At 63.3% G+C, this 14,221-nt stretch carries 13 protein-coding genes; 3 read left to right on the plus strand and 10 right to left on the minus strand.

Going from position 1 to position 14,221, the window contains the following annotated elements:
• The first annotated feature begins 61 nt into the window (after nucleotides 1–61).
• The gene (locus tag NLY43_RS14685) at nucleotides 62–1,033 is read left to right on the plus strand and encodes a quinone oxidoreductase family protein (RefSeq protein WP_023688710.1); all 972 of its coding nucleotides are present in this window, start codon (nucleotides 62–64) and stop codon (nucleotides 1,031–1,033) included.
• A 4-nt stretch (nucleotides 1,034–1,037) separates the two neighbouring features.
• Here the strand turns inward: NLY43_RS14685 and pdeM are convergent, their stop codons facing one another.
• Both pdeM and NLY43_RS14695 read right to left on the minus strand, forming a co-directional pair.
• A complete protein-coding gene (pdeM, locus tag NLY43_RS14690) occupies nucleotides 1,038–1,754 on the minus strand; it encodes a ligase-associated DNA damage response endonuclease PdeM (RefSeq protein WP_023711422.1) in 717 nt (238 codons plus the stop codon).
• On the minus strand, nucleotides 1,751–4,240 hold the full coding sequence (locus NLY43_RS14695; RefSeq protein WP_286461037.1) for a ligase-associated DNA damage response DEXH box helicase: 2,490 nt from the start codon (nucleotides 4,238–4,240) through the stop codon (nucleotides 1,751–1,753). The genes pdeM and NLY43_RS14695 overlap by 4 nt, the downstream gene beginning before the upstream one ends.
• Here NLY43_RS14695 and NLY43_RS14700 point away from each other — a divergent pair.
• On the plus strand, nucleotides 4,184–4,342 hold the full coding sequence (locus tag NLY43_RS14700; protein WP_286461061.1) for a hypothetical protein: 159 nt from the start codon (nucleotides 4,184–4,186) through the stop codon (nucleotides 4,340–4,342). The genes NLY43_RS14695 and NLY43_RS14700 overlap by 57 nt on opposite strands.
• 140 nt (nucleotides 4,343–4,482) lie before the next feature.
• Here NLY43_RS14700 and NLY43_RS14705 read toward each other — a convergent pair whose 3' ends face one another.
• The 3 genes from NLY43_RS14705 to NLY43_RS14715 all read right to left on the minus strand — a co-directional run bounded on the left by NLY43_RS14705 (nucleotide 4,483) and on the right by NLY43_RS14715 (nucleotide 7,147).
• Nucleotides 4,483–5,343: a C40 family peptidase gene (locus tag NLY43_RS14705; RefSeq protein ID WP_023711423.1), complete on the minus strand. Its 861-nt coding sequence runs from the start codon at nucleotides 5,341–5,343 to the stop codon at nucleotides 4,483–4,485.
• A 29-nt stretch (nucleotides 5,344–5,372) separates the two neighbouring features.
• A complete protein-coding gene (locus NLY43_RS14710) occupies nucleotides 5,373–5,723 on the minus strand; it encodes a MarR family winged helix-turn-helix transcriptional regulator (protein WP_023669596.1) in 351 nt (116 codons plus the stop codon).
• 62 nt (nucleotides 5,724–5,785) lie between these two features.
• Nucleotides 5,786–7,147: a leucyl aminopeptidase family protein gene (locus NLY43_RS14715; RefSeq protein ID WP_023711424.1), complete on the minus strand. Its 1,362-nt coding sequence runs from the start codon at nucleotides 7,145–7,147 to the stop codon at nucleotides 5,786–5,788.
• A gap of 238 nt (nucleotides 7,148–7,385) precedes the next feature.
• Between NLY43_RS14715 and NLY43_RS14720 the strand changes: the two genes are divergently transcribed.
• Nucleotides 7,386–8,207: a tetratricopeptide repeat protein gene (locus tag NLY43_RS14720; protein WP_023669594.1), complete on the plus strand. Its 822-nt coding sequence runs from the start codon at nucleotides 7,386–7,388 to the stop codon at nucleotides 8,205–8,207.
• Nucleotides 8,208–8,320: 113 nt separating this feature from the next.
• On the opposite strand, the gene NLY43_RS14725 is transcribed toward NLY43_RS14720, so the two are convergent.
• From NLY43_RS14725 to NLY43_RS14745, 5 genes are all read right to left on the minus strand, one after another.
• Nucleotides 8,321–9,337, minus strand: coding sequence for a type II secretion system F family protein (locus NLY43_RS14725; RefSeq protein ID WP_023692560.1), 1,017 nt, complete (start codon nucleotides 9,335–9,337; stop codon nucleotides 8,321–8,323).
• Between the two features lie 40 nt (nucleotides 9,338–9,377).
• Entirely contained in the window at nucleotides 9,378–10,391 is a 1,014-nt protein-coding gene (locus NLY43_RS14730) for a type II secretion system F family protein (protein WP_023711425.1), read from the minus strand.
• A gap of 155 nt (nucleotides 10,392–10,546) precedes the next feature.
• A complete protein-coding gene (locus NLY43_RS14735) occupies nucleotides 10,547–12,055 on the minus strand; it encodes a TadA family conjugal transfer-associated ATPase (protein ID WP_023711426.1) in 1,509 nt (502 codons plus the stop codon).
• A gap of 86 nt (nucleotides 12,056–12,141) precedes the next feature.
• Nucleotides 12,142–13,425, minus strand: a complete 1,284-nt coding sequence (locus tag NLY43_RS14740) for a CpaE/TadZ family protein (RefSeq protein WP_023711427.1) — start codon at nucleotides 13,423–13,425, stop codon at nucleotides 12,142–12,144.
• 55 nt (nucleotides 13,426–13,480) lie between these two features.
• Nucleotides 13,481–14,218: a CpaD family pilus assembly protein gene (locus tag NLY43_RS14745; protein WP_023711428.1), complete on the minus strand. Its 738-nt coding sequence runs from the start codon at nucleotides 14,216–14,218 to the stop codon at nucleotides 13,481–13,483.
• Nucleotides 14,219–14,221 lie beyond the last annotated feature (3 nt).

Genomic DNA, 14,221 nt, shown 5'->3' on the forward strand with positions numbered 1-14,221 from the left:
ACAATGATATCTCGCCACGCGCTATCTCACACTCAAGAGAAACAGCGCAGGGAAGAAAACCATGAAAGCGATCCGTGTTCACCGCCATGGCGGGCCAGATATGCTCGCCTACGAAGATGTCGACATCGGCCAGCCCGGACCGGGCGACGTGCGCGTGCGCAACCGGGCGGTCGGCCTCAACTTCGTCGACATCTATTTTCGCACCGGCGAATACGCGCCGCCCGCTCTGCCATTCATTCCCGGCAATGAAGGCGCCGGCGAAATCGTCGCCGTCGGTGAAGGCGTCAGCGGCTTCGCGCCTGGCGACCGAGTCGCCTATGTCGAGACGCTCGGCGCCTATGCCGAAGAACGCATCGTGCCCGCGCATTTCGTCGTGCATCTGCCCGACGCCATCGATTTCGAGACAGGTGCGGCGATGATGCTGAAAGGGCTGACGGCGCAATATCTGCTGCGCCGCACGTTTCGCGTCGAGGCGGGCCATACCATCCTGGTGCATGCCGCGGCGGGCGGCGTCGGCCTCATCCTGACGCAATGGGCCAAACATCTCGGCGCGACCGTCATCGGCACGGTCGGTTCACCCGAAAAGGCCGAACTTGCGCGCGCCAATGGCTGCGACCATGTCATCGACTACAGCAAAGAGAATTTCGCCGCACGGGTGAAAGAGGTCACCAACGGCGAAGGCTGCCACGTCGTCTATGACGGCGTCGGCAACGCGACCTTCCCCGCCTCACTCGACTGCCTGCGGCCGTTCGGCACCTTCGTCAGCTACGGCACGGCGTCGGGGTCGATCCCGCCATTCGACATCATGCTTTTGATGCAAAAGGGTTCGCTGTTCGCCACCTGGCAGTTGCTGTTCCATCATCTCGCCAGGCGTGAGGACGTCGTCGCCATGAGCGAGGATCTGTTCAGCGTCGTCCTCAGCGGCGCAGTGAAAATCCCGGTGCACACAAGCATGCCGCTTGCCGAAGTGGCGGAGGCGCATCGCCGGCTCGAGGCACGGCAGACGACAGGCGCAACCGTGCTTATACCGTAGAAACTTAGCCCGGCCGCAGCATCGAACCGGAAATGGCGAAGATGCGCGCGGCGCCCATCATATAGGCCATCAACGTCTCGCGGCGGAACAGGCCGGCATAGGCGCGGTCGAGCACGTTGAGCGAGCCGGTATAAGCGCCGAAGGCCGGCATGATCATGCGGCCGCCATCGCCGGCAAAGCAGCGCCGCCGCACCGAGCGGCCCTGCTGGACGATGCGGGCGCAAGGGTGAAGATGGCCGGCAACTTCGCCCTCGGTTCTTATCTTCGACGGCTCGTGGCGGAACAGCAGCGAGCCGATGGCGAGTTCGCGCACCGTCTCGCCGGGCAAATCCGCCGGCGCTTCCGGGTCATGGTTGCCGGCGACCCAGAACCAGTCGCGGCCGGCCATCAATGCTTCCAGCCGATCGCGGAAGGTTTGATGCATGCGCTCGGCGCCGCCGCCGTCGTGGAAGGAGTCGCCCAGGCTGATGACGATGGCCGGCTGGTAGTCCGCGATTACCGCCTGCAGCCGGAGCAGAGTGGCGCCGGTATCGTAGGGCGGGATCAGTGCGCCGCGCCTGGCGAAGGACGAGCCCTTTTCCAGATGCAGGTCGGAGACCGCGAGCAGCCTCAGATCGGGGAAATAGAGCACGCCGCGCGAATCACAGATCGCGCGCTCGCCCCCGATGCCGACAAAGTCGGCCTCGGCGATCAGCGATGCCCGCGCCAGCGAAAAATTCATTCCTCAACCATCCCAGGACCCATGGCTTCCTCGACCAAAGTCGCGGCATCCATCAGCAGCGTTTCGTCGGCCTCGCCGTTCACCGGCATCTTGCCGATTTCGAGCATGATCGGCACGGCCAGCGGCGATATCTGTTCGAGTGCCTTATGCACGATTCGACCCTGGATACGCGAGAGCATGTCGGCAAGTCTGCTGACATCGAGCAGACCGGTCGCCGCGTCGGCGCGCGTCGCCTGCAGCAGGATGTGGTCGGGCTCATGGCTGCGCAGCACGTCATAGATCAGATCGGTCGAGACGGTGACCTGGCGGCCGCTTTTCTCCTGTCCCGGGTGGCGCTTCTCGATCAGGCCTGAAATCAGCGCGCAGTTGCGGAAGGTGCGCTTGAGCAGCCAGCTGTCGGCCAGCCAAGCCTCGAGGTCGTCGCCCAGCATGTCCTGGTCGAACAGAGCGCCAAGCGAAGGTTTCCGCGATTTGAACATCGCGCCCATATCGCCCAGCGACCAGATGGCCAATGCGTAGTCGGTGGCGACGAAGCCAAGCGGCCTGGCGCCGGCCCTGTCCAGCCGGCGGGTGAGCAGCATGCCGAGCGTCTGGTGCGCCAGCCTGCCCTCGAAAGGATAAGCGACGAGATAGTGACGGTTGCCGCGCGGAAAGGTCTCGATCAAGAGGTCGTCGCGTTTGGGCAATACCGATTTGTCGGCCTGGTAACGCAGCCAATCCGACACCTGCTCGGGCAGCTTCTTCCAGCGCTGCGGGTCGTCCAGCATGGCGCGCACCTGCTCGGCGAGGTAAGTCGAAAGCGGAAATTTGCCGCCGCCATAATAAGGCACCTTGGCGTCGTTTCCCGGCGCATTCGAGACGAAGCATTCGTTCTCGCGGATGCCTTCGAAGCGCAGGACTTTGCCGGCAAACATGAAGGTGTCGCCATGCGTCAGCGTTTCGAGGAAGGCCTCCTCGATCTTGCCCAGAACCCGGCCGCCGTGCGAAGCCGAACCTTTGCTGCCGGCCTTGACGTAACGCACATTGAGCGCCGGCACCTCGATGATGGTGCCGACGTTCAGCCGATATTGCTGCGCGACGCGGGGATTGGAGACCCGCCACATGCCGTCCTTGTTGAGGCGGATGCGGGCGTAGCGCTCGTAGTTCTTCAGTGCGTAGCCGCCGGTGGCGACGAAATCAATGACGCGGTCGAATGTCGGCCGGTCGAGGCTGGCATAGGGCGCTGCTGTCAGCACTTCCTCGTAGAGATCGTCGGCGCGAAACGGCGCCCCGCAGGCGCAGCCCAGCACATGCTGCGCCAGCACGTCGAGCCCGCCATCGACCAGCGGCGGCGTATCCTGGGCGCCGAGGTAGTTGGCGTCCAGCGCTGCCCGGCACTCCAGCACCTCGAAACGATTGGCCGGGATCAGGATCGCCTTCGACGGCTCGTCCATGCGGTGATTGGCGCGGCCGATGCGCTGCGCCAGCCGGCTGGCGCCCTTGGGCGCGCCGACATGGACGACCAGATCGACATCGCCCCAATCGATGCCAAGGTCGAGCGTCGAGGTGGCGACGATGGCACGGAGCGCGTTTTCCCCCATCGCCTTCTCGACGCGTCGGCGCTGGGCGACATCGAGCGAGCCGTGATGCAGCGCGATCGGCAAGGTATCCTCGTTGACCCGCCACAATTCCTGAAACAGCAGCTCGGCCTGGCTGCGAGTGTTGACGAACAGCAGGGTGGTCTTGTGGCGCTTGATCTCGCGATAGATTTCCGGCGTCGCATAGCGCGCCGAATGGCCGGCCCATGGCACGCGCTCTTCCGAATCGAGGATCGAGATTTCGGGCTTCGCGCCGCCGGTTACGACGATGAGTTCAGCCATGTCTCCCGGTGGATTCTGGCTGACCAGCCAGCGCCGCAATTCGTCGGGCTCGGCCACCGTTGCCGACAGACCGATCGTCTGCAGGCCGGGCACGATGCTGCGCAGCCGCGCCAGCCCGAGCGCCAGCAGATGGCCGCGTTTCGATGTCACCAGCGAATGCAACTCGTCGAGCACGACATAGCGCAAATCCTCGAAGAAGCGCCCGGCATCGCCGGCCGCAATCAGCAGCGCCAATTGCTCGGGCGTGGTGAGCAGGATATCGGGCGGCGCCAGCTTCTGGCGCTGCCGCTTGTGGGAAGGCGTGTCGCCGGTGCGCGTCTCGATGGTAACGGGCAGGCCGATCTCCGCGACCGGTTTGCCGAGATTGCGCTCGATGTCGACGGCCAGCGCCTTCAGCGGCGAAATGTAGAGCGTATGGATGCCGCGCCGCGCCTGACCGGGTTTACGCCTGGGACGGTTGGCCAGTTCGGTCAGCGACGGCAGGAAGCCGGCCAACGTCTTGCCGGCGCCGGTCGGCGCGATCAAGAGCATCGATTGCCCCGCTTGAGCCTTCGCCAGCAGCTCGATCTGATGAGCGCGCGGCGACCAGCCTTTTTCGCCGAACCATCTGATGAATGGTTCGGGCAGAAGGACGGCGGCATTCTGTTTGGCAAGGCGCGGCTGCTCGGTCACGCGAAAGAGGTAGCGCGATGGCGCGCGATCGCCAAGGAAAATCGGAACAAAAGGTGATCGGGTGAGCTATCCCTCGCCGCGTTTACGGGGAGAGGATGCCGGCAGGCAGGTGAGGCGCAGCGCGACCTTTCAGTCGCTGGCGTCGCCCCTCATCCGTCTTCGGGCACCTTTCCCCGTGAACGGGCGAGGAAGAGGCGCTAGGGCCGCCGAAACCCAGTCGGCCCGCCATACAGATACCCAATCCGATCAACCGCATCCTTCAGCCCTTCGCGCGAGACCAGCATGGTGTGGCCGTTGGCGTGGATCATTGTCTCGGCGTCGGTCATGATCGCGACATGGCCCTTCCAGAACACCAGGTCGCCGCGTTTCAGTCCGGCATAATCGAATCCCGGATCGAGCGGCTCGCCGAGGCCTGCCGCTTGCATGTCGGAATCACGCAGCACATTGCGGCCGGCCATGCGCATGGCCAGTTGCACAAGGCCCGAACAGTCGATGCCGAAGCCGGAGGTGCCGCCCCAGAGATAGGGCGTGCCGAGAAACATCTCGGCGACCGAGACATAGTCGGCGGCGATGTCACTGACCGGGCAAATATGGCCGGCGATCAGCGCCTCGCTGGAGGGCAACAGCGCATAGTGCGTGCCGCGCGTTTCGGCGGCACCGGTTACCGTCACCGTCGAGCCCATCGACAATTGGCCGCTGATCGGGAAGCGCAGATCCGGGCCAGGATAGAGGAAGGTGCGCGGCGCCGTGACGATGTGGGTTGGCGCATGCTCGCGTCCGCCCAGCATGGTGGCGCCGACGTAGCCGACATAGCCGTCGCGTTCGGCCTGGACCCAGGCCCATCCCTCGGCTTCCTCGAAGACAAGCACATCGTCGCCGAACAGTACCTGCGTGTTGACGCCGGCATCCGGGCGCGGTGCCTTGCGCACGTCAGCCACGGAGGCTGTGATCCGAGCCGGACGGCCGGTGACGAAGCGATCGGCCGAAACCTTCCCTTTCAGCCTTGCATCGGCGAGGTCGGAACGGAAGGCGTGGAGGCGGGCATCCCTGGCAGTCAAATCGGTACTCGTTCTAATTCATGGATTGATCAGATGGGCAGTTCATGAGCCCTGGCAACGATACCATCCCCGAAGCGCTCGACAAAGAGCGCGCCTTCGACCGTGCGCCGGATCAGCACATTGCGCTTGTCGAGCTCGTCGCGATGGCGTGACACCAGTTTCAGCGCACCCATCGTGTCGAGCGCGCGGGTGATAACCGGCTTGGTGACATTGAGGCGGGCGGCTAGACCGCGCACCGTGTGCGGCGGCGGGTCGAGATAGATGGTGAACAGGATCGCCGTCTGGCGCATGGTGAGATCTGGCGCGCCGGCGCGCACCTGCGACAGCATCACCTGCTGCCACAGCCGCATCGCCTGGCTCGGACGCATCGAAATCGACATCGCCCGAGCATGACGGCAAATTGTTTCGGTTCCGTTTCAGTTTTGGTGGCCGTCTCAGGGCGTCAGGCATAGCGCCTCGAAATGACCCGCTCCAGTGCACGGATGCCTTGCGCCTCTCCGCCGGCGGGTCCGTAGGGGCGATCGGACGGGTTCCAGGCGAAGATGTCGAAGTGCGCCCAGCCCGTTGTCCGTTCGACAAAGCGCTTGAGGAAAAGCGCCGCGGTGACCGAACCGGCGAAGCCGTCGGTGGTGACGTTGTTGATGTCGGCGATCTTCGACGCCAGCCTGGCGTCATAGGGCCGCCACAACGGCATGCGCCACAACGGATCCTCGACGGCCACCGAGGCCGCAGCCAGTTCGGACGCCAGCGCTTCGTCGCCAGTGTAGAAAGGCGGCAGATCGGGACCGAGCGCGACACGCGCTGCCCCGGTCAGCGTCGCCATGTCGATCAGCAGTTCCGGCTCCTCGTCATCGGCCAGCGCCAGCGCATCGGCCAGCACCAGCCGCCCTTCGGCGTCGGTGTTGCCGATCTCGACGGTGAGGCCCTTGCGGCTGGTCAGTACATCTCCAGGCCGGAAGGCGTTGCCGGCAATCGAATTCTCGACCGCCGGGATCAGGACGCGCAGCCGGATCTTCAGCCCGGCAGCCATGATCATCGAGGCCAGGCCCAGCACATTGGCGGCGCCGCCCATATCCTTCTTCATCAAGAGCATGCCCGACGACGGTTTGATGTCGAGGCCGCCAGTGTCGAAACAGACACCCTTGCCGACCAGCGTCACCTTCGGCGCGCCTTCCGGTCCCCAAACCATGTCGATCAGTCGCGGCGCTCCGACCGAGGCCCGGCCTACCGCATGGATCATCGGGAAATTCTGCTTCAGGAGATCATCCCCCTTGATCACCGACACCTCGGCCTTGTGAGTGGCCGCCAGGGTCCGCACGGCCTTCTCCAACTCGTCCGGTCCCATGTCGCTGGTCGGCGTGTTGACGAGGTCGCGCGCCAGGAAGACGCCGTCGGCGATGCGCCGGACGCGTCCTGCATCTACGCCGAGCGGCAGCGCAAAACGCAGCGTCTTGCCTGATTTCTTTCCGTAGCGAGTGAAGACGTAACCGCCGAGCACCAAGGCTATGGCCGCGAGTTCCGGCTCGGCTGGAGCGGCGGCAAAATGCCAGTCGCCTTCCGGCAAGGCTCTCGCCAGCATGCCGACGGCCAGCGCCCCCTCGCCATCACCGACGCCGAACAAGGCGCCGGCAAGGGAACCGTTGTCGCCGGGCAGGGCCAGCGTCCTGCCGGCTTCGCCGGAAAAGCCGTTGGCGGCCGCCCATGCGATCGTGGAAGGCGAAAGCGCCAAAGCCTCCAGTCCATCCCTCGCGACCAGATGGACCGGCAAGGCAGTGCTTAGTGTCTCGATGAGTTCGACAGGCATTCGATGGTCTCCGGGAGGCTTGCAGATCGTCCTCAGTCAAGTGACAGGGACGTCGAATGATTTCAACATCTATGCACAGAGCCGGGCATGGGACGTGCCAGGCCAGTGGCTTCCGGCGGGCCGTTCACCGATCCGACGGCTCACTTTTTAACTGTCTGTTAGGGTTAACAGAATATTTCTGCGGGGATGAAGATGGCCACGTGAATGGCCACGCGCAGGAATGGAGAGCCCCGTGCCGATGCCCACCAACCGCAGGATGAACGTCACGGGCAAACGGTTGGTCACCACGGCACTGCTGATGGCGCTGGCGGCCGGTGTTGCCGGGTGCGGAACCAGCAAGCTCACGACCGGCTCGATCGGGCGCACCAGCGGCAAACCGCTGGAGACCATGTCGGCCAGCGAGTTGCACGGGGCGACCGGGCGGCTGGGCGAATCCTACGCAAAGAACCCCAACGACAAGCGGCTGGCGACAAATTTTGCGGCGGCGCTCCAGATGGACGGCGATGCCGACCAGTCGCTTGCCGTGATGCGCAAGCTGGCGATCGCCTACCCCAAGGACCGCGACGTGCTTGCCGCCTACGGCAAGGCGCTGGCCGCCAACGGCCAGTTCGAGCCGGCGCTCGACGCCGTGCGCCGGGCGCAGACACCGGAATATCCGGACTGGCGGCTGATGTCGGCCGAGGCCGCCATTCTCGACCAGCTTGGCCAGAAGGATGAAGCGCGCCAGAACTACCGCAAGGCGCTGGACCTCAAGCCGAACGAACCCTCGATCCTTTCCAATCTCGGCATGTCCTATGTGCTGGAAGGCGATCTGCGCACCGCCGAGACCTATATGCGCTCGGCAGCCCAGCAACCGAATGCCGACAGCCGGGTGCGCCAGAACCTTGCGCTGGTCGTGGGACTGCAGGGCCGCTTCGACGAGGCCGAGAAGATCGCCTCGCAGGAGCTTTCGCCCGAACAGGCGCAAGCCAATGTAGCCTATCTTCGCCAGATGCTTGCCCAGCAGAACGCCTGGAGCCAACTCAAGGATCAGGACAAGGCAAAGCCGGCGACCAACTGAGCGCCGCATGGGCGCCGGCCCCGCACAGCGCAAAATCCGTCCCCATATCAAAGCTGAAAAAACAAGAGCCGCACTGCATGGCAATGCGGCACTTTGTATGGCCGCAACGAGGCCTACTGGCTTGAGGAACTGTGCTGGTCGCCGAAGATGCCGCGCTGGCTGACCTGGATGCCGGCCGGGCCCAGAATGATGGCGAACAAAACCGGCAGGAAGAACAGGATCATCGGCACGGTAAGCTTCGGCGGCAGGGCGGCGGCCTTCTTCTCGGCGGCATTCATGCGCATGTCGCGGCTTTCCGAGGCCAGCACGCGCAATGCGTGCGCCACGGGTGTGCCGTAGCGTTCCGCCTGGACCAGTGCCTGGGACACTGACTTGACCGATTCCAGGCCGGTACGAGCCGAGAGGTTTTCATAAGCCTGCTTGCGCTCCTGCAGATAAGAGAGTTCGGCGTTGGTCAGCACGAATTCCTCCGCCAGCGCCACCGACTGTGAACCGATCTCCTCGGAGACCTTGCGCAAGGCAGCCTCGACCGACATGCCCGACTCGACGCAGATCAGCATCAGGTCGAGCGCATCCGGCCACGCCGCCTGGATCGACTGCTTGCGCTTGGCGGCACGATTGTTGACGTAAAGGATCGGCGCGTAGAAACCCGCGTAGGCGACAAGGATGCAGACGAACAGTTTCACGAAGGCCGGCCGGTCCGGCAGTCCGCCGAGCACGAACAGATAGATCGCTGCCAGCGCGAAACCGACAAAAGGCAGGATCAGGCGGAAGAACAGGAAGCGCGTCAGCGGGTTCTGGCCACGAAAGCCCGCCACCTTGAGCTTCTGCAACGTGCCTTCATCGGCCAACGCACGCCGCAGGTCCAGCCTGTCGACGATGTTGCGCATGCCGATCGACTGCTCTTCGCGCAGCCCCTTGCGGCGACGATCGGCTTCATTGGCAAGCCGCGCGCGCTGCTTGGCGCGCAATTCGTCACGCTCCAGCGCCACCGATCTCATGCGCGTCTTGAGCTGATTGCCACCAAGGGCCGGCAGCACCGTGAAGACGGTCGCGAACACCGCAATGCCAACCAGCAACGCTATCAGGAAGGCAGGATCGGTCAGCGATTTTACGACTTGGTCGGTCATTCGTTTTCAGTCTTTTCGTTTCGAGCTTTCCAAGGTCGGCCTAAACTTCAAAGTTCATCATCTTGCGCATCACCAGAATGCCGATCGACATCCAGACGCCGGAACAGCCGAGGATCAGATTGCCGGTGCTGGTGGTGAACAGCGGCATGATGTAGTTCGGGCTCGACAGATAGACGAGAAGGGCGACGACAAAAGGCAGCGCGCCGATGATGACGGCCGACGCCTTGGCTTCCATGGAAAGCGCCTGGACCTTGGCCTTCATCTTCTTGCGATCGCGAAGCACGCGCGACAGGTTGCCAAGCGCCTCGGAGAGATTACCGCCGGCCTGTGACTGGATCTGAATAACGATGCCGAAGAAGCTTGCCTCGCTGCACGGCATGGTTTCAGCCATGCGCAAGGTGGCATCGGGGATGGACATGCCAATCTGCTGTGAATCGACGATCCGGCGGAACTCGGTCTTGACCGGCTCCGGCGATTCACTGGCGATCAGGCGAATGGCGTCGTTGAGCGGCAGGCCGGATTTGACGGCGCGCACGATGATGTCGAGGGCGTTGGGAAATTCGTTGAGGAACGCCTTGACCCGGCGCGAGCGGCGAAACGAGACGAACCAGCGCGGCAGGCCGAGCGCCCCCGCCAGCAGCGCGCCCGGCAGGACCAGAAGCGGCGCGCCGGCGAGATAGGCAAGCACCGTCAGCGCGATGCCGCAAATGACGGAGTAGATATAGAAACGCTCGATCGAGACCTGCATGCCGGCCTGACGAATCTGGGCCTTTAACGGCGGCTTCTTGACCGCGAGTTCGTTGGTTTTCTGCTTTTCGTCGAGCTGTTTCAGCGTGTCCTGGACAGATTTACGCCGCTTGACCGCCTCCGCGACACGGTCGCGCGAAGCCTTGACGACCGAACGATCGGTCTCGGCGGCCTTGATCGTCTCGAGCCGCTTGCCGGCCTGCTTCTCGTTGCTCATCTTGGTGAACAGGAAGGCATAGGCGACCGCACCGGCGCTGAAGCCGGCGAGCACGATGAACGCCAGTACGGTGGTGTCAATTCCGAACATCGACCTCGGTCCCCAGCGCATATCGCCGTTTCAAGGAAACGGCGATATGCGCTATCGCTTTGCTTTGACGCAATTCCCAAGGGAAAGCGCTACGCGCTTTTCCCGGGAAAACCGCTTCACACTTTTCCTGGAATTGCTTCCAACCTCGATATGCGTCAGTCAGCGCGTTTCTCCATCGATTCCAGCGCATTGGCGAGGCGCTGTTCCTCGCCATAGTAGCGGGCGCGATCCCAGAAATGCGGACGGCCGATGCCGGTCGACACGTGCTCGCCAAGCAGCCTTCCATTCGAGTCCTCGCCCTTGATGTTGTAGAGCACGATATCCTGCGTGATGATGACGTCGCCTTCCATGCCGATCACCTCGGTGATGTGGGTGATGCGGCGCGAGCCATCGCGAAGGCGTGCTGCCTGGATGATGACATCGATGGAGCCGACGACGATTTCACGCACGGTCTTCTGCGGCAGCGAATAGCCGCCCATGGCGATCATTGATTCGATACGGTTCAGGCATTCGCGCGGGCTGTTGGAGTGGATCGTTCCCATCGACCCGTCATGGCCGGTGTTCATCGCCTGCAGCAGGTCGAAAACCTCCGGTCCGCGCACTTCGCCGACGATGATGCGTTCGGGCCGCATGCGGAGGCAGTTCTTGACCAGGTCGCGCATTGTCACCTCGCCTTCGCCCTCGAGATTGGGCGGGCGGGTTTCGAGACGCACCACGTGCGGCTGCTGCAGTTGCAGTTCGGCCGAGTCTTCGCAGGTGATGACGCGTTCCTCGCGGTCGATATAGTTGGTCAGGCAGTTGAGCAGCGTCGTCTTGCCAGAGCCGGTACCGCCGGAGATGACGATGTTGCAACGGACGCGGCCGATGATCTTGAGGATCTCGGCGCCCTGCGGCGAGATGGCGCCGAACTTGACCAGTTGATCGAGCGTCAGCTTGTCCTTCTTGAACTTGCGGATGGTGAGCGCGGTGCCGTCGATGGAGAGCGGCGGGGCGATAACGTTGACGCGGGAGCCGTCGGGCAGGCGGGCGTCGCAGATCGGGCTCGATTCGTCGACGCGGCGGCCAACCTGGCTGACGATACGCTGGCAGATGTTGAGCAGCTGCTGATTGTCGCGGAAGCGGATGCCGGTCTGTTCGACCTTGCCATTGACTTCGATGTAGACGTTCTTGGAGCCGTTGACCATGATGTCGGCGATATCGTCGCGGGCGAGCAGCGGCTCCAGCGGGCCGTAGCCCAGCACATCGTTGCAGATGTCCTCGAGCAACTCTTCCTGCTCGGCGATCGACATTGCGAAATTCTTGATGGCGATGATGTCGTTGACGATATCGCGGATTTCCTCGCGCGCGCTCTCGGGATCGAGCTTGGCGAGTTGCGACAGGTCAATGGTGTCGATGAGCGCGGAGAAGACCTGGCTCTTGGTGTCGTAGTAGGTTTCACTTTTTTCGCGCTGGATCTTTTTTGGCGGCTCCGGCGCCATCGACGGCGCCTCAACGACACGGCGAGTTGGCGGGGTTCCCGGCGCTCCAGGCGGCGCTGCCGCGGGCCGGGCAAGTACCGCCATGTCCGCAGGCGTTGCAGTGGCCGGCGCCGCTGGCGCCGGTGCTGGCTGACGGAACTCCGGGGTGAACCGGCCGCCGTCGTCGGAGCCTCTTTTACCAAACATGATCGACTACCAATTCCGTCCAGGACATGATGCCGAAGCGGTTTTCGAACGACATCATGCTCTACTTCTTGATTTGGAGGGGAGCGTCATTTCTTCTTACGCGAGAGCTTGCCGAGCAGGCCGCCAAGGCCTGCCTTCTTCCTGGCCTTGATTTCGCTTCGACCGGTCAGGACATGCGCGATTTCGTTGATCATGCCGACGACCGGGCTCCTGGCATCCATCTCGCCCAGCATGCGGCCGTTGTTGGCGGCATTTCCAAACAACAACGGGTCGAAGGCGATGACCGACATCGGCGTGAGGCTGAGCGGCTCGGCGAAGTCGGAAGCGGAAATCTCGGGCCGTTTCGGCACGCCGGCCTGGTTGATGATCAGCTTCGGCGGCGGATCGTTCGGGCGAAGCCTCGTCAGCATATCGACCAGGTTCTTGGTGTTGCGCAGATTGGCCAATTCCGGCGTCGCCGTGATGACGATCTCGTCTGCCTTGATCAGTGTGTTCTTGGTCCAGCCCGTCCAGATATGGGGGACGTCGAGCACCAGCAGCGGCACGCTGCGCTGGGCGGTATCGATGAGTTGCGTGAAGGCATCGGGATCGAAATCATAGACACGTTCCAGTGTGGAGGGCGCGGCGAGCAGCGACAGATGTTCGGCGCACTGGGCAAGCAGACGGTCGAGATAGACCTCGTCGACGCGTTCGGGCGAAAATACGGCTTCGGCGATGCCTTGCACAGGGTCCTGGTCGAAATTTATGTTGGCCGTCCCGAAAGCCAGGTCGAGATCGGCGACGACCACTTCCGACTTGAACAGCGATGACATCGCCCACGCTACATTGTGGGCGATGGTCGAGGAGCCGACGCCGCCCTTGGCGCCGATGAAGGCGATCGAGCGGCCGATCGGCTCGGCTTCCGGATCGACGAAGATCGATGACACCACGGAGACGATATCGGCCATCGACACCGGTGCGATGACATATTCGGAAATACCGAAGCGAATGAGTTCGCGGTAGAGACCGACATCGTTGTAGTGGCCGACCACCACGACTTTGGAGGAGGGATCGCAATATTCTGAAAGCTGGGCAAGCTGCTCCAGCAACTGCTTCGGTTCGCTGCGCGATTCCAGCAGGATCAGGTTCGGCGTCGGCGCCGACTGGTAGAATTCGATCGCCGTGGCGATGCCGCCCATATGCACTTTCAGATGCGCCTTGGCCATGCGGCGATCCTCGCCGGCCCGCTCCACCGGATGCGCGACACCTTCCGTCTCGCAAAATGCCTGGATCGAAATACGTGGCACCGGCCGCAGCGCCTGCATCGCGGCAACATCCGATTGCGAGCTGTCGCGGCCGTCTCCGGGCGTGTCGTAGGCAAGATTGCTCATCGTCATGCTCTTTTCCGTGACTTCTCTTTCCAGTCTCTACGCGGGACCGGCGCTCCTAGTACGTCACTTCCGAATTGCCGAGGAACTCGTCCGAAATACCTCTGCCGCGATAGACGTCGATCACCGCGCCGCGGTTCTCGGCGTCGATATCGGACGACTTTCTCGGCCCGAGCAGATCGGCCGGATTGGCAAGCTGGGCGGCGAGGTTGTTCTGAGATGAGCAGCCGTAATCGGCGTAGTGCTTGTTTTCCGAAGACTCGAGAATGTCTGCGGGCCAGCGCCCGCATTTGTCGGTCTGGGCTCTCACCGAAATATAGGAGACCCGGATAGGCGCCGAGGCTTCGGGGGAAACCGACTGGTAGGAGGTCACGACGATCCGGTTTCGCTTGATGCCGCTGGCAACCGCCAGCCTGGCGAAATCGCGACCGGCGGCCGTCGCGGCGACCTCGTTGGCCGATCCGCTCGGTATCTGGATCGTCAGCGTCGGGGCGGCACTTCTGTCATAGCCATCCAGAAAACCCAGAAGCGTATCGCGCTGGGAGCCGGTCATACCGCGGTCGCCAGCGCCGACCGGCAGGTCGATCTTCTGGTTCTTCTCCGCGATCACGATCGGATGCGTGGTGCGATAATCGTCCGGAATGGCGCCTACCGTGATGCTGTCACGATGGGCGCAGCCGGCCAGCAGCGCTGCCGCCACAACCGCCAGGACTGGGACGGCTCGCCGGCAGATCCGCGAACGCCCGGCACGCATCGTTGTAGCGAACGTGCTTGCCTTCAATGCTGACTGAGACATGTC

The sequence above is a fragment of the Mesorhizobium sp. C416B genome (genome assembly GCF_030323165.1).
Lineage (GTDB): Bacteria > Pseudomonadota > Alphaproteobacteria > Rhizobiales > Rhizobiaceae > Mesorhizobium.